18 protein-coding genes are annotated in these 17,694 nt (G+C 71.4%); 6 read left to right on the top strand and 12 right to left on the bottom strand.

The genetic code is table 11. From position 1 onward, the window contains the following. Window positions 1-81: 81 nt before the first annotated feature. From ACLVWQ_RS27440 to ACLVWQ_RS27420, 5 genes are all read right to left on the bottom strand, one after another. Window positions 82-1,308, bottom strand: coding sequence for an alginate lyase family protein (locus ACLVWQ_RS27440; RefSeq protein WP_414111944.1), 1,227 nt, complete (start codon window positions 1,306-1,308; stop codon window positions 82-84). A 332-nt stretch (window positions 1,309-1,640) separates the two neighbouring features. Beyond that, window positions 1,641-2,531 (bottom strand): peptidoglycan-binding domain-containing protein, encoded by an 891-nt coding sequence (locus ACLVWQ_RS27435; RefSeq protein WP_414111860.1) that lies wholly within the window; start codon window positions 2,529-2,531, stop codon window positions 1,641-1,643. A gap of 202 nt (window positions 2,532-2,733) precedes the next feature. Next, window positions 2,734-3,495, bottom strand: a complete 762-nt coding sequence (locus ACLVWQ_RS27430) for a DUF3710 domain-containing protein (protein WP_414111859.1) — start codon at window positions 3,493-3,495, stop codon at window positions 2,734-2,736. Between the two features lies 1 nt (window position 3,496). Beyond that, window positions 3,497-4,018 carry a dUTP diphosphatase gene (dut, locus tag ACLVWQ_RS27425; protein ID WP_414111858.1) on the bottom strand — a complete coding sequence of 174 codons (522 nt, stop codon included), beginning with the start codon at window positions 4,016-4,018 and terminating at the stop codon, window positions 3,497-3,499. Then, entirely contained in the window at window positions 4,015-4,599 is a 585-nt protein-coding gene (locus ACLVWQ_RS27420; protein WP_414111857.1) for a PaaI family thioesterase, read from the bottom strand. The genes dut and ACLVWQ_RS27420 overlap by 4 nt, the downstream gene beginning before the upstream one ends. Before the next feature lie 58 nt (window positions 4,600-4,657). Here ACLVWQ_RS27420 and ACLVWQ_RS27415 point away from each other — a divergent pair, with 58 nt between their 5' ends. Continuing rightward, entirely contained in the window at window positions 4,658-5,134 is a 477-nt protein-coding gene (locus tag ACLVWQ_RS27415) for a DUF3093 domain-containing protein (protein ID WP_414111856.1), read from the top strand. 126 nt (window positions 5,135-5,260) lie between these two features. On the opposite strand, the gene ACLVWQ_RS27410 is transcribed toward ACLVWQ_RS27415, so the two are convergent. The 4 genes from ACLVWQ_RS27410 to ACLVWQ_RS27395 all read right to left on the bottom strand — a co-directional run bounded on the left by ACLVWQ_RS27410 (window position 5,261) and on the right by ACLVWQ_RS27395 (window position 8,758). Then, window positions 5,261-6,157 carry a hypothetical protein gene (locus tag ACLVWQ_RS27410; RefSeq protein ID WP_414111855.1) on the bottom strand — a complete coding sequence of 299 codons (897 nt, stop codon included), beginning with the start codon at window positions 6,155-6,157 and terminating at the stop codon, window positions 5,261-5,263. 12 nt (window positions 6,158-6,169) lie between these two features. Continuing rightward, window positions 6,170-6,466: a DUF4193 domain-containing protein gene (locus ACLVWQ_RS27405; protein WP_005481602.1), complete on the bottom strand. Its 297-nt coding sequence runs from the start codon at window positions 6,464-6,466 to the stop codon at window positions 6,170-6,172. 391 nt (window positions 6,467-6,857) lie between these two features. Beyond that, complete coding sequence (locus ACLVWQ_RS27400) at window positions 6,858-8,099, bottom strand: sensor histidine kinase (RefSeq protein ID WP_414111854.1); 1,242 nt, start codon at window positions 8,097-8,099, stop codon at window positions 6,858-6,860. A 5-nt stretch (window positions 8,100-8,104) separates the two neighbouring features. Next, entirely contained in the window at window positions 8,105-8,758 is a 654-nt protein-coding gene (locus ACLVWQ_RS27395) for a response regulator transcription factor (RefSeq protein ID WP_055615445.1), read from the bottom strand. A gap of 422 nt (window positions 8,759-9,180) precedes the next feature. On the opposite strand from ACLVWQ_RS27395, the gene ACLVWQ_RS27390 reads away from it, so the two are divergent. Continuing rightward, window positions 9,181-9,354, top strand: coding sequence for a hypothetical protein (locus ACLVWQ_RS27390; protein ID WP_169801958.1), 174 nt, complete (start codon window positions 9,181-9,183; stop codon window positions 9,352-9,354). 86 nt (window positions 9,355-9,440) lie between these two features. Here ACLVWQ_RS27390 and ACLVWQ_RS27385 read toward each other — a convergent pair whose 3' ends face one another. Together ACLVWQ_RS27385 and ACLVWQ_RS27380 are read right to left on the bottom strand one after the other, a co-directional pair. Further along, entirely contained in the window at window positions 9,441-10,253 is an 813-nt protein-coding gene (locus ACLVWQ_RS27385; protein ID WP_414111853.1) for an inositol monophosphatase family protein, read from the bottom strand. A 7-nt stretch (window positions 10,254-10,260) separates the two neighbouring features. Beyond that, entirely contained in the window at window positions 10,261-11,388 is a 1,128-nt protein-coding gene (locus tag ACLVWQ_RS27380) for a ferrochelatase (protein ID WP_414111852.1), read from the bottom strand. Window positions 11,389-11,589: 201 nt separating this feature from the next. Between ACLVWQ_RS27380 and ACLVWQ_RS27375 the strand changes: the two genes are divergently transcribed. From ACLVWQ_RS27375 to sepH, 3 genes are all read left to right on the top strand, one after another. Further along, complete coding sequence (locus ACLVWQ_RS27375) at window positions 11,590-12,828, top strand: MFS transporter (RefSeq protein WP_414111851.1); 1,239 nt, start codon at window positions 11,590-11,592, stop codon at window positions 12,826-12,828. Beyond that, window positions 12,788-14,107, top strand: coding sequence for a D-arabinono-1,4-lactone oxidase (locus tag ACLVWQ_RS27370; protein ID WP_414111850.1), 1,320 nt, complete (start codon window positions 12,788-12,790; stop codon window positions 14,105-14,107). The genes ACLVWQ_RS27375 and ACLVWQ_RS27370 overlap by 41 nt, the downstream gene beginning before the upstream one ends. A 449-nt stretch (window positions 14,108-14,556) precedes the next feature. Then, window positions 14,557-15,645 carry a septation protein SepH gene (gene sepH, locus ACLVWQ_RS27365; RefSeq protein WP_414111849.1) on the top strand — a complete coding sequence of 363 codons (1,089 nt, stop codon included), beginning with the start codon at window positions 14,557-14,559 and terminating at the stop codon, window positions 15,643-15,645. A 103-nt stretch (window positions 15,646-15,748) separates the two neighbouring features. Here sepH and ACLVWQ_RS27360 read toward each other — a convergent pair whose 3' ends face one another. Then, on the bottom strand, window positions 15,749-16,576 hold the full coding sequence (locus tag ACLVWQ_RS27360; protein WP_414111848.1) for a sulfurtransferase: 828 nt from the start codon (window positions 16,574-16,576) through the stop codon (window positions 15,749-15,751). Between the two features lie 314 nt (window positions 16,577-16,890). Between ACLVWQ_RS27360 and ACLVWQ_RS27355 the strand changes: the two genes are divergently transcribed. Continuing rightward, a complete protein-coding gene (locus ACLVWQ_RS27355; RefSeq protein WP_414111847.1) occupies window positions 16,891-17,685 on the top strand; it encodes a VOC family protein in 795 nt (264 codons plus the stop codon). The last annotated feature ends 9 nt before the right edge of the window (window positions 17,686-17,694 follow it).

Genomic DNA, 17,694 nt, shown 5'->3' with positions numbered 1-17,694 from the left:
TCCGGCAGCCCGCTCTCGCCCGGTCCGGAGAGGCCGAGCCCGTCGACGAGGTTCAGCAGAGTGGTCCTGACCCGCGACGCCTCAGCTCGGGTTGTCGCCGTGTGTGAGCGTCTCCCAGGCGACGAAGAGGTTGTTGCTCCCCGCCGGACGGTTCTGCGCCGTCAGCCGCTCGGTGTTGGTCATGGCGTGGCCGAGACGGTTGTGCAGGGCGTTGTGGCCGACCTCGGTGACGGGTCCGAGTCCGAGGTGCAGCGTGCCGCCGCACAGCCAGCTCGGGGCCGCCTCGCCGAGCTGGTACTTCGCCTGGAAGCCCAGCGCGTACCGCAGCCGCTCACCGACGTCGGTGCCGTACAGGTCCTGGCCCTGGATACGGCTGGTCTCGGCGATGTGCGAGATCGCGGAGATGCCGTACCCGGTGTGGGTGAAGTCCCGGCAGGTCTCCTGGGTGAGCCCGTCGACGAAGGTGGACTGGCCCTGCCAGTAGTTGACGATCTTCTGTACGGTGTCGAGGTTCTGGCTCGGCACGGTCTTCGGCAGGGCGCCGTCGGACGAAAGATAGACGTAGGCGGCCGTACGGGTGCGGAACTTCGCCATGGCTTTGTCGTACGAGCTCTTGTCCTCCAGGAAGACGGAGATGCCGACGGCGGCCTCCATCATCGACAGCTCCCAGTTGCCGTTGGAGTTGGAGCCGTTGACGACCTTGGGCAGATAGACGTCGCGCAGCATGGTCGCGAAGCGGCCGGAGCCGGCCCAGCCCCCGTCGTACGTGTACTTGATGATCTCGGCGGCCTTGGGCCAGGACGAGCCCGCCCAGCCGGTCTGCAGCGGGGCGTTGCTGTTGGTGTGGTCCTTGATGGTCGCGGACCAGGCGTCCATCAGCTCGATCGCCTTCTTCGCGTGCCGGGCGTCGCGCGTGACGTACCAGGCCAGGGCCTGGGTGTACGCGGCGATCGCGTCCTCGCGCTCGTCGGTGCAGCCGTTGTTCGGGTTCGAGTACGAGCCGCACTCGACGACCGCCCGGGGTTTGGCGGTGCGGGTGAGCGAGCCGTACTTGCTCGCCATCATCTGGTCGTACGCGCCCTTCCACGGCTGGGCACCTGCGCCGACCTGCTGCCGGGCGAAGTCCAACTGGCCGCGGGAGACGGTGACTCCGGGGTGCGCGAAGGCGGCGGGCGCGGCCTCGGCGCGCTGCGCGGCGGGCCAGGCGAGGGCACCGGCCAGCAGGGCGACGGCGGTGGCGAGGAGCGCGAAGCGGGATGCTCCGCGGTGACGGTGACGGTGACGCGGGGGAACCGGAGCGGTCGGCATCATGTGGGGGGCCATCCGTTCTCGTATGTGAACACGGAATGCCTTTATGAACACAGGCGTTGGCCGGTGACCATAGGTACAGACCATGTCCGCGTCAAGAGAATCGGCAGCCACGGGATGCCGGCCGCAGGTCACGCGGACGGGCGCCGTCCGAAAACCACCCGGAACCCACGGGCCCACGCGAACCGACGGCCCCGCCAGTTCGCCCCTGCCGTGTGGTTCGCACAGACCCCTGCCGCCACGGAGACCCGAGGCCCGCCCCTCCCATCGAGCCCGCCCTGGGCCCCTCCGAACCCGCCAAGCCCGCACGCCAGGGCGCCGCCCTGGCATCGTCAGGCCTTGACCGTGAACCCGTGCCGCCGGCCGAGCTTGCGCAGGGTCGTTCGGCCCGGGATGCCGTTCGCGTCGGCGCCGCTGAAGCCGTAACGCCGCTGGAGGGCCGCGTACGCCTCGACGGTTCTGGAGCCGAAGGAGCCGTCGGCCCACTGTTTGGGCAGCAGCCCCTCCGCCACGAGGGCCTTCTCGACCACCAGGACGTCCGGCTTGTGGGTCGTGCCGCCCTGGGGCAGACCCGGGTCGCGGCGCGCCGCGGCGATCAGGTTACTGAGGTCGACGACGGGCTCGTCGGGAGTGGTGCCGGTGTCCGGGGCGTCCACCGGAGCCGCCTCGAAGAGGGCGGACTTGTCGATGCTGCCCGGGTCCCAGTGGTCGTTGCCCGGGATGTTCGCGTGGCCGTAGTGACCGCCCTTGCTCATCCACACCGCGCGGGGGCGGTTGGTCGCGTCGGCGCCCGAGGTCGCGAGGCGCCCGGCCGGGAAGGTGTCCGGGATCTTCCAGGAGCGGATCGCGGCCATCAGGGCCCGGTAGTTCGCGCCCGGCTTCCAGGTATCGGTGAACGGCTTGGTGGCCCGCCCGAGCACCTCGATCTGGATGCAGACCTCTCCGACGCGGTTGGTCCTCGTGTCCCCGTCGTTGCGCAGGGCGCGGGCGCTCTGGTTCAACGGACCGAACTGGCCGAGCCGGTCGGTCGTCGGGTCGTACAGGAGGTGCGGCTCGGCGGCGACAGCCATCAGGTGCGCCGACACGGAGCTGAACGCGCCGTCGCCCGTACCGCTCTCCGTGGTGTGCCAGACGACGCGGCCCGGGACCGACGGAAGATCCATCGCGCCTCCGATGCTCCCGTCGCCCAACCGCTGTGCCTTCTCGATCCAGTTGGTACCCATCCCGAACCCCCCATGGCCTTTCTTGTCCTGTCGGCTCTCTCCCCCGCCACGCCCAGGGTGACGCAGCGTAGCCACTTCTGAGGGGCGACTCGGGCCTTTCTTCACCCGTTCGGCCCACCGGCCGGGCCGGAAACGACGGCGGGCCGCACCCCCCGAAGGGAATGCGGCCCGTCACACTCACGTGCACACGGCCAGGTACCGGCTAGCGGACCTCGGTGGTCTCGGGGCCGCGCTGCAACTGCCCCATGCCGCCGGAGAAGCGGGACCCGGCCTGCTCCTCCTGCTGGACACCCTCCGCGACCATCTGCGCGTCGTCCGGCAGCTTCAGGACGATCGGGTCGCGCGGCGCCATCGGGCCCTCTCCGCGGACCACCACGGTGTCCCGGAAGATCTGCTCCAGCAGACCGGCGGCCTGCGGCTGCACCGCGCCCTGACCGGAGATCACTCCGCGCAGGAACCAGCGGGGGCCGTCCACACCGATGAACCGGACGACCTGGAAACCGCCCGTCCCGTCCGGCAGTTGCACCGGTACCTGGGCACGCAGCTCCCAGCCCAGCGAGCCCTCGACCTCGTCGATGACACCGCCCTGCTGGGTGATCCCGGTGGCGATCTCCTCGCGCACCTCGCCCCAGATGCCCTCCCGCTTGGGAGCGGCGAAGGCCTGCAACTGGACGGCGCTGTCCTTCAGCACCACCGTGGCCGCGACGATCGCGTCACCCGCGACCTCCACCCGGAGCTCCATGCCGTCGACCCCGGGCACGAAAAGACCGCCCAGGTCGACCCGGCCCTCGGCCGGGTCGCGCACCTCGGTGCTGTCCCAGGGACCGTCGGGGCGCGGCTCCGGCTCGAGCCTCACGCGCCCGCGCTCCCCCTCGTCCGCCTCAGTGTCGACTCCGTCGACGACCTGCTCGGCCTCGCCCGCCGCGTCCTCGGCGGCACTGCCCTTCTTGCGACGTCCGAACACGTCACTGTCCTTCCCGGTCGGATACGACCGAAGCGTATCGATTCCCACCCGTTGTGCCGTCCACCGCCAGATGCCCGCCGGTGGACCCGAAGCCCCCTGCGGCCCGCGCCGAGTCGGGAAGCTCCGCGACCTCCTGGAAGCGCACCTTCTCGACCTGCTGGACGACCAGTTGGGCAATCCGGTCGAAGCGCTCGAACCGCACGGACTCGCGCGGGTCGAGATTCACCACGATCACCTTGATCTCCCCACGGTACCCGGCATCAACCGTCCCTGGGGCATTCACGAGAGCGACACCGCAGCGGGCGGCGAGCCCGGAACGGGGGTGCACGAAGGCCGCGTACCCCTCGGGGAGCGCGATGCTCACCCCGGTGGGGAGCACGGCACGTTCCCCGGGGTCCAGCACATGGCTCCGCGTGGTCCGCAGATCCGCGCCGGCGTCGCCGGGGTGCGCGTACTCCGGGAGCGGTACGTCCGGGTCGACGCGCTTGATCAGCACACCCACGGGGTCCTTGGCGGGGGTCACGGGTTCACCTCGAAGGCACGGGCACGGCGGACCTGGTCGGGGTCGTCCATGGCCGCCCGGATCTCCTCCTGGCGGCCGTTGGCCACGAAGTGGTCGACCTTCACCTCGATGAAGAGCGCGTCCGCGCGGACGGCGACGGGCCCCTCGGGGCCGCCGATGCGCCCGGTGGCGGACGAGTAGATCTTGCGTCCCGCCACCGCCGCGACCTCGGCCTCCAGGTACAGCACGGTGCCCACGGGCACGGGCCGCACGTAGTCGGTCTCCAGCCTGCCGGTCACCGCGATGGTGCGCAGCAGCCAGTTCAGTGCGCCGAGGGTCTCGTCGAGGGCGCTGGCGAGGACTCCGCCGTGCGCCAGACCGGGAGCGCCCTGGTGCGCGGACTTCACGGTGAACTCGGCGGTGATCCGCACGCCGTCACCGGCCCGCGCTTCGAGGTGCAGCCCGTGCGGCTGTCCGCCGCCGCAGCCGAAACAGCGGTCGTAGTGCGCGCCGAGGAGTTCGCCCGGGGCGGGCGCGTCAGGATGGCGCACCGGCGCCACGGCGTCGGCCGGGGGCCGCAGGGCCGAAGATGTACCACTCACAGGCGCAGACCTTACCTCCGCGTCAGCGCACCGCACGCACCGTGGCAGGCTTGGCACCATGCAGCCCTCCGCCTCGCAGCCCCTTGCCCCGCCGTACGAGGAACGTCTGACCGCACCGCGCACCTGGTGGCTCGTCTGCCTGCTGGTGGGCGTCTCGATGGCCCTGATCCTGCTCCCCTTCGGCACCCTGCCCCTCCTGGGCGGACTGGTCGGCGGCACGGCGGTGTCGGCGGTGGTGGCCAGTTCGTACGGCTCGGTGCGGATTCGGGTGGTGGGCGGCTCCCTGATCGCGGGCGACGCCCGGATCCCGGTCTCCGCCCTGGGCGAGGCCCATGTCCTCGACCCCGAAGAGGCCCGCGCCTGGCGGTCGTTCAAGGCGGACGGCCGCGCCCACATGCTGCTGCGCGCCTATGTCCCCACGGCGCTGCGCGTGGACATCACCGACCCGGCGGACCCGACGCCGTACGTCTATCTGTCGACCCGTGATCCGGAGCGTCTGGCGGCGGCGCTGGACGCGGCGCGTACGGCCGCGTAGCGCACCCGTCCACGGCTCCACCCCGGTGGAGCCGTACAGGCGCCCGTACGAAAGCTTTTCCTCCAGCGGGTCAGACCTTTACCCCACGGCCACGCCGGCCGGTGTCCGGTCAGGACCCGGCCGGGCTCAGCTCCCCAGCTCTCTGGGGGCGTCCCCCATGGTCAGCGGGTCGGCCGGGGTCTCCAGGGGCGGCAGTGCCGGGAGCGCGTCCCAGGGCACCTGCGCCTTGCGGAGGTCCTTGCGGACTCTCTCCGCGAGCTTTCTCGTGTCACGGCGGTTCATGACCGCCCCCACGGCGGCGCCCACCATGAACGGCATCAGGTTCGGCAGGTTCCTGACCATGCGCTTCATGATCTGCTGGCGCAGTTCGCGCTTCATGTGGCCCCCGAGGGCCGAGTTGAACGTCGACGGCTTGGTCACGTCGATGCCGCGCTCCTGCGACCACGAGTTCAGATACGCGGTGGAGCGGTCCTTCAGGCTGCCGGGCGGCCGGAGTCCGTAGACCTCGTACAGCTCGGCGATCAGCTTCAGCTCGATCGCGGCGACGCCGGTGATCTCGGCGGCCAGTTCCGCCGGCATCGCCGGTGGTACGGGCATCATCGCGGCGGCGCCGACTCCCGCGCCCACCGTGGATGTCGCGTTGCACGCGCCCGCGACGAGCTTGTCCGCGAGCTCCTCGGGCCCCAGGGCCGGGAACTGCTTCCGGAGCGCGTCGAGGTCGCGTACGGGGATCCGCGGGGCGTTCTCGATGATGCGGTCGGTGAGGTACGCCAGGGCGCTCCTGGCCCGGCTGCCGCCCCGACGGACACCTTCCTTGACCCCGTGGCCGACTGCGGCCGCTCGGCGTCTGGCGACAGGCGCCTTGGTCACCGGTACCTCCAAGGCACCGGAGGCGCCTGTCGCGTCCACTGCTTCGAGCGAGGCCGGGTGGCCCCGCTCGTCGTCACGCATGCCGTCCTGAGACGGACCGGCCGCTCCCCGGTCACGAAAGCGGCGCTTCCAGGGCGGGGTCGAGCCTGTCACGGCCGCCCTGCCTCAGTCGCAGTCGCGGCAGATCGGCTGACCGTTCTTCTCCCTGGCCAGCTGGCTGCGGTGGTGGACCAGGAAGCAGCTCATGCAGGTGAACTCGTCCTGCTGCTTCGGGAGGACCCGGACGGCCAGTTCCTCGTTCGAAAGGTCCGCTCCGGGCAGTTCCAGGCCTTCGGCGGCCTCGAACTCGTCCACGTCGACCGCCGAAGTCGACTTGTCGTTCCGGCGAGCCTTGAGTTCTTCAAGGCTGTCCGAGTCGACGTCGTCGTCGGTCTTGCGTGGGGTGTCGTAATCCGTTGCCATGTCGCTCTCCCCCTCTGGGTGTCTGCGGTGTCTCAGCGCAGGTAACGCGTGAGAGGCCGGACTTGTGCCCGACCTGAGGCGGAGATTTTGCCTCACATCAAGGTCTGTTACTCAATCGACACCCAACCGGACTCCTCAAGAGTGATCGGCTTGGATGGCGAACGGGACCGTACACGGTCCGAATGCCGCACTTCAAAGGCGTCTCACCATGTACTTCCCGTGATCTCGGCCCCCGAAAACCCGGATTTTCCCGGCTTTACGGCAGCCCTGTCGATCACGGAGGGTAGATGACGGAAATTCGACCTTGTGATCGATCACACACGGGAGTGCGCTGGGCGCGGACAGAAATTTCCGCGCAAAGCGAACATCCTCGCGTGTCGGCGACATGGTCTCAGATGGGGAGGGCTACTCGCATCACCAGGCCACCCCCCTCGCGGGGCTCCGCGACGATGTGACCGCCGTGGGCGCGGGCCACTGACCTGGCGATGGACAGTCCCAGCCCCACGCCCTTGTCGCTTCCCGTCCGCTCGGTACGCAGCCGCCGGAACGGCTCGAAAAGATTATCGACCTCGTACGCGGGGACGACGGGCCCGGTGTTGGCCACCGTGAGGACCGCCTGGCCGTGCTGCACCGCCGTGACGACCTCGACCCAGCCGTCCCGCGCCACGTTGTACCGCACGGCGTTCTGGACGAGGTTCAGGGCGATCCGCTCCAGGAGGACGCCGTTGCCCTGGACGACCGCGGCCGCCCGCTCCCCGCGCACCTCCACACCCTTCACGTCGGCCTCGCCGCGCACCTGGTCTATGGCCTGCGAGGCGACCTCGGCGAGGTCGACCGGTTTGCGTTCGACGATCTGGTTGTCGCTGCGGGCGAGCAGCAGCAGGCCCTCGACGAGCTGTTCACTGCGTTCGTTGGTGGCCAGCAGGGTCTTGCCCAGCTGCTGCAGCTCCATGGGGGCACCCGGGTCCGACAGGTGCACCTCCAGGAGGGTGCGGTTGATCGCCAGCGGCGTCCGCAGCTCGTGCGAGGCGTTCCCGACGAACCGCTGCTGCGCCGTGAAGGCCCGCTGCAGCCGCGCCAGCATGTCGTCGAAGGTGTCCGCCAGCTCCTTGAGCTCGTCGTCGGGACCGTCCAGCTCGATCCGCCGGGACAGGTCCGAGCCCGCCACCGCGCGCGCGGTGCGGGTGATGCGGCCCAGCGGCGCGAGCACCCGGCCGGCCATCGCGTAGCCGAAGGCGAAGGCGATCACGGCCAGCCCGAGCAGGGCCATCAGCGAGCGGCTCAGCAGGCCGTCCAGGGCGTGCTGCCGCTGGGCGGCGGTGCACTCCTTGAGCATCCCGTTCAGTTCTTCGTTGCTGCTGGCCCCGCTCAGCTGTGGACACGTGCCACTGGTGAGCTGGAGATTGCTGCCGGTCACCCGGAAGTCGACGCCGCTGCCCTCGTGGAGGGCCTGGGCCGCCAGCAGGTAGATGATCGACAGCAGCAGGATCCCGGCGATCAGGAACATCCCGCCGTACAGCAGCGTCAGCCGTATCCGGATGGTCGGGCGCAGCCAGGGGAACGGCGGCTCCGGTTTCCTGGGGTCCCAGGTGGGCTTCGGTGGCGCCTTGGGAGGCGCCGGTGTCGTGGTCATGGGGATCAGATCCGGTAGCCGGAGCCCGGCACGGTGACGATGACCGGCGGCTCGCCGAGCTTGCGGCGCAGGGTCATCACCGTGACGCGCACGACGTTGGTGAACGGGTCGGTGTTCTCGTCCCAGGCCTTCTCCAGGAGCTGCTCGGCGGAGACGACCGCGCCCTCGCTGCGCAGCAGCACCTCCAGGACGGCGAACTCCTTGGGCGCGAGCTGGACCTCCTTGCCGTCGCGGAACACCTCGCGGCGGTTGGGGTCGAGCTTGATCCCGGCACGCTCCAGGACGGGCGGCAGCGGCATGCTCGTCCGCCGGCCCAGCGCGCGCACGCGTGCCGTCAGCTCGCTGAACGCGAACGGCTTGGGGAGGTAGTCGTCGGCGCCGATCTCCAGGCCCTCGACCCGGTCGCTGACGTCTCCGGAGGCCGTGAGCATGAGGACGCGGGTGGGCATGCCGAGCTCGACGATCTTGCGGCAGACGTCGTCGCCGTGCACCAGCGGGAGGTCACGGTCCAGGACGACCACGTCGTAGTCGTTGACTCCGATGCGCTCCAGAGCGGCCGCGCCGTCGTACACGACGTCGACGGCCATGGCCTCCCGGCGCAGTCCGGTGGCCACCGCATCGGCGAGCAGTTGCTCGTCCTCGACGACGAGTACGCGCACGTCGCTTGTCCTTCCTGTGTCCACCCGCGCGGCGGCCTGTCGGCGCGCGCGGGCGGTCTCTGATGGGGTCCTCCCGCCCGAGCACAGCCGAGAGCGGGGAGAGTGGGACTCCATCCTGCCCTTTTCGGCCATAAGTCGGCTGTAAGACGAGTTCTGGGGACGGGGAATGCGAGATTTTCTCGGGGGGTTGAGGTTTCCGTGGAAGGGAGCGGGGGGAGGACGGTTTTACACCCCGCGATCACGCTCTGCTTGTGCCGCACCACCATCCGGCACGTCATGGTCCGCTTCCGCAGGGCGGGCGTGGGTGTTCGGCACTGACGCCACCGGCTGGGCAGCGCCGGGCATCCCTGGAGACGTGATCGCCCCTTCCGAACGGCACACCCCCGTGCCACCGACCCACGACCAGGACGAGGGGGCGCAGCATGGACGCTTTCACCGCAGGACTTCTGCAGCGCATAAGGGCGACCGAGTCCGACCTGACGATGGCTCGCGAGACCGGCGACGACTTCCTCGCGGAGGTCGAGCAGGCGGAACTCGACGACCTGCACCGCCTTGCCGCCGAGCACGGTGTGCAGGTCGGCGTGTCACACGTCTGACCGAGCTGGATCCGAAAGACCGAGAGCGGGGCCCCGGGGGCAGATCCAGCCCGGGGCCCCGCTCCGTCGTCACCGTGCGTCACCCGTCAGTCGTGCCAGGCGCCGAGCTCGTCGAGGCGGGCCTGGAGGGGTTCGAAGAGGCCGGGCGGGGCCGCGACCGTCAGGTCGGTCGACAGGACCTCGCCGGGGCGTCCGCCGGTCAGCGCGCCGGCCTCCCGGGCGATCAGGTCACCCGCCGCGTAGTCCCAAGGGTTCAGCCCGCGCTCGTAGTACGCGTCGAGGCGGCCCGTCGCCACGTCGCACAGGTCGATCGCGGCCGAGCCGCCGCGCCGGATGTCCCGGACCTGGGGGACCAGCTGCCCGAGCACCTCGGCCTGCCGGGCCCTGCGGTCCGCGAGATAGCCGAAGCCGGTGCCGACGAGGGCCAGCGCGAGCTCGGGGGCGGGCCGCACGCGCGCGGGGCGGTCGTTGACCTGCGCGCCCTGGCCCAGGACGGCCCGGTAGGTCTCGCCGCGCATCGGGGCGTGCACGACGCCGACGAGCGTCTCGCCGTCCTTGCGGACCGCGATGGAGACGGCCCAGCTGGGCAGGCCGTACAGGTAGTTGACCGTCCCGTCGATCGGGTCGATCACCCACTGGACTCCGCTGCTGCCCTCGATGTCGGCACCCTCCTCGCCGAGCACGCCGTCGTCCGGCCTGGCCTCGGCCAGCAGACCGGTGATCAGCTTCTCGGAGGCGATGTCCATCTCGGTGACGACGTCGACCGCGCTGGACTTGGTCGCCGCCACACCGAGGTCGTCGGGGCGGCCGTCCCGCAGGAAGGCCCCCGCTCGGTGCGCCGCGTCGAGCGCGATCTCCAGCAGCTCGGCCTTCAGCTCGTCGTTCGCTGTGGCGGTCACGGGACTCCTATACGTACGGGCTGTCGGCGCCCGCGGCTGCGGGCTTGGGGGTGCGGGCCGGGCAGCAGCCCACGGGGCAGAGGCGGTGGCTCGGGCCCAGGGCGCCGAGGGCACAGGGCGAGACGTCCCGGCCGCTCTCGGTCGCGGCCCGCTCCAGGACGAGGTCGCGGATCGCGGCGGTGAACCGCGGGTCGGCGCCCACCGTGGCCGAGCGGCGCACCGGCAGCCCCAGCTCGGCGGCCTTCGCCGTGGCCTCCGTGTCGAGGTCGTAGAGGACCTCCATGTGGTCCGAGACGAAGCCGACGGGCGCCATGACGACGGCCGGGACGCCGGCCGCGTGCAGTTCCTCCAGGTGGTCGCAGATGTCCGGCTCCAGCCACGGGATGTGCGGGGCGCCCGAGCGCGACTGGTAGACGAGCCGCCAGGGGTGGTCGGTGCCGGTCCGCTCGCGCACCGCGTCGGCGACGACCCGGGCGACGTCCAGGTGCTGTCGCACGTACGCCCCGCCGTCGCCGTGGCCCTCCACGGGGCCCGAGGTGTCCGCCGCGGCGTCCGGGATCGAGTGCGTCGAGAAGGCGATGTGCGCGCCCGCGCGGACGTCCTCCGGAAGCTCGGCGAGGGACTTCAGGACGCCCTCGATCATCGGCTCCAGGAAGCCCGGGTGGTTGAAGTAGTGCCGGAGCTTGTCGATCCGCGGCAGTTCGAGGCCCTCCCCCTCCAGGGTCGCCAGGGCCCCGGCCAGGTCCTCGCGGTACTGCCTGCAGCCCGAGTACGAGGCGTACGCGCTCGTGGCGAGGACCAGGACGCGACGGCGTCCTTCGGCGACCATCTCGCGCAGGGTGTCGGTCAGGTACGGCCCCCAGTTCCGGTTGCCCCAGTACACCGGCAGGTCCAGGCCGTGTTCCGCGAAGTCCTTGCGGAGGGCGTCCAGCAGGGCGCGGTTCTGGTCGTTGATCGGGCTGACCCCGCCGAACAGGAAGTAGTGCTGCCCCACTTCCTTGAGGCGTTCCTTGGGGATGCCCCGGCCGCGCGTCACGTTCTCCAGGAACGGGACCACCTCGTCGGGGCCTTCGGGGCCGCCGAACGAGAGCAGGAGCAGGGCGTCGTAGGGAGTGGCATCGAGCGCGTCTCGCATGCCTCGATCCTCCCACCTGCCCGACGGCGGCCGGGCACCGGCGGGGGCCGGACGAAAGGCGGCCGCAGGCGCGGCGGGCCGGCCGGGCGGATCCATGGCGTCGTCAGCGGCCCCGACCGGGTGGCTGCGTCGGGGATCGTCCGACCCGTAAGCTGTATCAGCCACATTCACGCCTTACCGGAGCCTGACCGGAGACCGCCCGTGCCCAGCCCCTACCGCGCCTTGTTCACCGCACCGGGCTCCAGGGCCTTCAGCACCGCGGGCTTCCTCGGCCGGATGCCGCTGTCGATGATGGGCATCGGCGTGGTCACGATGATCTCCCAGGTCACCGGCCGGTACGGGCTCGCCGGCGCGCTCTCGGCGACCATCGCGCTGTTCGCGGCGGTCCTGGGGCCGCAGATATCCCGGCTGGTGGACCGGTACGGGCAGCGGCGGGTACTGCGGCCCGCCATGCTGGCCGCGTTCACCGCGGCCTCGGGCCTTCTGCTGACCGCCCACTTCGACGGGCCGGACTGGGTGCTGTTCCTCTGCTCGGCCGGCATCGGCTGCGTACCGAGCATCGGCGCGATGACCAGGGCGCGCTGGGCGCTGCTCTACCGGGACAGGCCCGAGCTGCACACCGCGTACGCCTTCGAGTCGGTCGTCGACGAGATCTGTTTCATCTTCGGGCCGATCATCTCCATCGGCCTGTCCACGGCCTGGTTCCCGGAGGCCGGACCGCTGCTCGCGGCCTGCTTCCTGGTGGTCGGCGTCTTCTGGCTGACGTCCCAGCGGGCCACCGAGCCGCCGCCGCATCCGCGCGGACAGCACACGACGGGTTCGGCGCTGCGCTCGGCGGGGCTCCAGGTCCTGGTCGTCACCTTCGTGGCGACGGGTGCGATCTTCGGCGCGGTCGACGTGGTCACCGTGGCCTTCGCGGACGAGGAGGGCCACAAGGGAGCCGCGAGCGTCGTCCTGGCCGTGTACGCGGCGGGCTCCTGCACGGCGGGTGCCGTCTTCGGGCTGCTGCGCTTCGCGGGGGCGCCCGCCCGCAGGTGGGCCCTGGGCATATGTGCCATGGCCGTGAGTATGATCCCCCTGCTACTGGTCGGAAACCTGCCGTTCCTGGCCGTGGCGCTGTTCGTTGCGGGCCTGTCCATCGCACCGACGATGATCACGACGATGGCCCTCGTCGAACTGCACGTACCACGCGCGCATCTGACCGAGGGCATGACCTGGGTGAGCACCGGGCTCCTGGTCGGCGTCGCGCTCGGTTCCTCCCTGTCCGGCTGGGTGATCGACGCCGCCGGGGCGCGGGCCGGGTACGGGGTTCCGGTCGCGGCCGGGGCCGTCGCGGTCGCGGTGTGTTTCCTCGGGTATCGCCGGCTCGGCAGGCCGGTTCCGCAGCGGGGAGGAACCCATGGACAGCACAGTGAGCAAGAACAGCGGCACCTGGCGTAACTGGGCGGGGAACGTCACCGCCCGCCCGGCGCGGCAGGTCACTCCGGCCTCCGTCGAGGAGCTCTCCGCCGCGGTGCGCCGGGCGGCCGAGGACGGGCTCAGGGTCAAGGCTGTCGGCACGGGCCACTCCTTCACCGCGGCCGCGGCGACCGACGGGGTATTGATCCGCCCTCAACTGTTGACCGGTATCCGCGAGATCAACCGTGAGGCCGGCACCGTCACCGTGGAGGCCGGTACACCGCTCAAGCGACTCAATCTGGCCCTGGCCCGGGAGGGGCTGTCGCTCGCGAACATGGGCGACATCATGGAGCAGACGGCGGCGGGCGCGATGAGCACCGGCACGCACGGCACCGGCCGCGACTCCGCCTCGATAGCCGCCCAGGTAGAGAGCCTCGAACTGGTGACCGCCGACGGCTCGGTCCTCACGTGTTCGAAGGAGGAGAACCCCGAGATCTTCGCGGCGGCCCGGATCGGGATCGGCGCCCTGGGGATCGTCACCGCGATCACCTTCGCCGTGGAACCCGTGTTCCTGCTCGCCGCCCGCGAGGAGCCGATGAGCTTCGACGAGGTGACGGGCTCCTTCGACGAACTGTTCACGGAGAACGAGCACTTCGAGTTCTACTGGTTCCCCCACACCGGCAACTGCAACACCAAGCGCAACAACCGCAGCGTGGGCCCCGAGCGGCCGGTCGGCACCGTCCGCGGCCTCTACGAGGACGAGTTCCTCTCCAACGGCGTCTTCCACGCGGTCAACTACGTGGGCCGCACCGTCCCCGCCACGATCCCCTCGATCGCCCGGATCTGCAGCCGCGCCCTGTCCGCGCGCACCTACACCGACATTCCCTACAAGGTCTTCACTTCTCCTCGCCGGGTGCGTTTCACGGAGATGGAGTACGCCGTCCCGCGTGCCGCGCTCGTCGAGACGCTGCGCGAACTCAAGGCCATGGTGGACCGTTCGCCACTGCGCATCAGTTTCCCGGTGGAGGTGCGCACGGCCCCGGCGGACGACATCACGCTGTCCACCGCGTCCGGCCGGGACAGCGCGTACATCGCCGTCCACATGTTCCGAGGGACGCCGTACCGGGCGTACTTCAGCGCCGCCGAGCGGATCTTCACCGCGCACGAGGGGCGGCCCCACTGGGGGAAGGTGCACACGCGCGACGCCGCGTACTTCGCCGGTGTCTACCCGCGCTTCGGCGAGTTCACCGCGCTGCGGGACCGGCTGGACCCGCAACGGCTCTTCGGGAACGACTACTTGCGGCGGATCCTGGGCGAGTAGCCGCCCACGCCGACCGGTTGCCCGAGCACAGGACGTACGGGCGAAGCGCGGCTTCCGTTTCTGCCGACCATGTGAAGAGCTGGTCGCGCCATGATCACCGAAGCGTCACCCCGGGCGGCCGCTCCCCGCCCCCGGACAGAAGTTCGGCCGTCCGCCGATCCACGCGAGTGGCCCGAATGGAGTACTGTTGCGAGCCCTGGGTCCGGACACTCGCCAGGGCGTCCGGAGCCTTGCCAGGACCGCCGGGAGGGGGCTCGTTGCTCAGGGTGATGAGGTTCGTTACTCAGCGTTGCGAATAGGTAACCGTGCCATAACGGCGAGTCAGGGCCCGCGCCCGACACGCCGGGCAACTCGGCAAGGTTGTGGCAGGCTGCACCCGGGCAGGCCACACTCGACTAGCGGAAGCAGCGACGCACGTGACGTCGGCAGGCACCACCCGGGAGGTCCCCATGCCCGAACTGCGTGTCGTGGCCGTCTCCAACGACGGCACACGGCTGGTGCTGAAGGCTGCGGACAGCACGGAGTACACGCTTCCGATTGACGAGCGTCTACGCGCCGCCGTACGCGGCGACCGTCCCCGCCTCGGCCAGATCGAAATCGAGGTGGAGAGCCATCTCCGCCCCCGAGACATCCAGGCACGCATACGTGCGGGAGCCTCCGCCGAAGAGGTCGCCCAGCTCGCCGGTATCCCCGTCGACCGTGTGCGCCGCTTCGAGGGACCCGTACTCGCCGAGCGCGCCTTCATGGCGGAGCGGGCCCGCAAGACCCCCGTCCGCCGCCCCGGTGAGACCACAGGTCCCCAGCTGGGTGAAGCGGTACAGGAGCGCCTCCTGCTGCGCGGCGCCGACAAGGAGACCGTCCAGTGGGACTCCTGGCGCCGCGACGACGGCACCTGGGAGGTGCTGCTGGTCTACCGGGTGGCGGGCGAACCGCACTCGGCGAGCTGGACGTACGACCCGCCCCGGCGGCTCGTCCAGGCCGTGGACGACGAGGCCCGCTCGCTGATCGGCGAGTCCGAGGACCTCGCCTCGGCCGAGCCCAGCTTCCCGTTCGTGCCGCGGATCGCGCGGCTGCCGCGGGACCGGCCCCTCGACCGCGCCCTCGACCGGCAGATCGAGCGTCCCGGCCTGCCCCCGTCGCCGCCCGACCCGGACGGCGAGGAGAGCGTCAGCGAGCGGGACTCGCTGACCAGCCTCCTCGAAGCCGTGCCGAGCTTCCGCGGTGACATGGTCGTGCCCGAGCGGCCCTCGGCCGCCCCCGCCGCCTCGGCTTCCACGGCCTCGGCCGCGGAACTTCCGGCGACGGGGGAGGAGTCCGGGCAGGAACCCGAGGTGGAGGAGCCGCCGGCGCCCGCCGCCTCGGCCGGTTCCGCCTACGCGGACGTGCTCATGCCGCGCTCGGTGGCCAGCCACCGCGACCGGCTCGTCGGTGCCACCGACCGGCAGGCCGAGGCGGACGGTGTGCGTCCGGGACGCAGAGCGGCCGTACCGAGCTGGGACGAGATCGTCTTCGGGACACGCCGCAAGAAGCAGGACTAGAACAGGACCAAAGGTGAAAGGGGCTCGCACCGTCATGGTGCGAGCCCCTTTCACTCCTGTCCGCCCCCTGCCTGCCCGTCCGCCCGCGCGGGCGGGCGGGCGGCTACCGCGGGTCCGGGCCGGTCGCGACCGGGCGCCCCTCGTCCTGGGACCACTCGGACCAGGAGCCCACGTACAGCGCGGCCGGGATGCCCGCGACCGCCAGCGCGAGGACCTCGTGCGCGCCGGAGACGCCCGACCCGCAGTAGACGCCGACCTCGGACGTGCCGTCGGCACCCAGGGACCTGAAACGGTCGGTGAGTTCACCGGCGGGCAGGAACCGACCGGATTCGGCCACGTTCCCGGTGGTCGGCGCCGAGACCGCGCCGGGGATGTGACCGCCGACCCGGTCGATCGGCTCGACGTCGCCGCGGTACCGCTCGGCGGCCCGAGCGTCGAGCAGCAGCCCGGTCCCGGCCAGCGCGGCCGCGCCGTCGGCGTCCAGCAGGGGCACCGCCCCGGGGGCCGGTTCGAAGGTGCCGGTGGCCGGATCCTGACGGCCGGCCTCCACCGGACCGCTCCAGGCCGCGAGGCCGCCGTCAAGCACGCGCACCGCCGGGTGACCCGTCCAGCGCAACAGCCACCAGGCCCGCGCTGCGGCCCAGCCGAGCCCTCCGTCGTACACGACGACATCGCGGTCACCGCAGACCCCGGCCGCGCGCATGGCCGCGCCGAAGGCCTCCGGGTCGGGCAGCGGATGCCGGCCCGCCGCACCCGCGGGAGCGGCGAGTTCGGTGTCGAGGTCCACGTAGACGGCTCCCGGAATGTGCGCCTCCTCATAGGCGTGGCGCAGGTTCGGACCGCCCAGCTGCCAGCGGATGTCCAGCACGACCGGGGGCGTCGGCCCCGCCAGGTCGCTCGCGAGTCGGGATGCGGAGATGATGGCGTTCATGGCCACCATCCTCGCGCACGGGGTGGCCACATCGTCCAGGTCCGGCTACTGTGCCCCGCCGGACAGGACCGACCACTCGGCGTGCAGGAACGGGCACTCGCTGTACAGCCGATGGACATGTTCAGGCAATCGCGGGGAAATGGATGGGCAACAGGAATGCGGGCGTCGGCCGGCCGTGGGCCGCACGGCCGGGGCGCGGCATGCCGTCGGTGGTGCGACCATCGGCACCGGGCGGCCGGGGTGCACGGCGGCGGTACGCCCGGTCCGGAAGCGGAAGCGAAGCGGCCCCACGAGGCGCCGAGGAGAGGGTGACGATGACCGAGGCACCGGGGTCGGCCGACCTGAACGGGACCGCGTACGCAGCAGGTACACCCTGCTGGGTGAGTCTGATGGTGCACGGGATGGCCGCGAGCCAGGAGTTCTACGGGGAGCTGTTCGGCTGGGAGTTCCAGCCCGGTCCGCAGCAGTTGGGCGCGTACGTGCGGGCGCAGCTGGACGGGCAGGAGGTGGCGGGCATCGGGCAGCTCCCGCCGGACCGGCATCTGCCCGTCGCGTGGACGCCCTATCTGGCCTCGGACGACGTCGACCTGACGGCGGAGACGGTCCGGCACTGCGGCGGCACGGTCGGCGTCGGTCCGCTGGTCGCGGACGAGGCCGGCCGGCTGGCGCTCGCCTCGGACCCCTCGGGCGCCGTGTTCGGCGTCTGGCAGGCCGCGGCCCACCTCGGCGCGGGCCTCGCGGGGGTCCCCGGGACGCCCGCCTGGAACGAGCTCGTCACACGCGAGTCCTCGGGCGTCGCCAAGTTCTACGAGACGGTCTTCGGCTACGAGCAGGAGCCCGCCGTCTCGTCCGACCTCGACTACGTCACCCTGCACGTCAAGGGCCGCCCGGTGGCCGGCATCCACGGCGTGGGCAGCGCGCTCCCGCGTGACCGCGGCGCCCACTGGATGACGTACTTCGAGGTCGTCGACGTGGACGCGGCCGTGGCCCGGGTCGTCGGCCTCGGCGGCCATGTCGTCGAGCCGGCCCACGAGAGCCCGCACGGCCGGGTCGCCACGGTGGCGGACCTGGAGGGGGCGGCGTTCTCGGTCGTACGTACGAGCCGCTGAGTCACGCCA

Source organism: Streptomyces sp. CWNU-52B, from assembly GCF_047444975.1.
Classification (GTDB): domain Bacteria; phylum Actinomycetota; class Actinomycetes; order Streptomycetales; family Streptomycetaceae; genus Streptomyces.
Note: the sequence above shows the minus strand (reverse complement) of the source record. Positions and strands in the feature narration are given on the sequence as shown.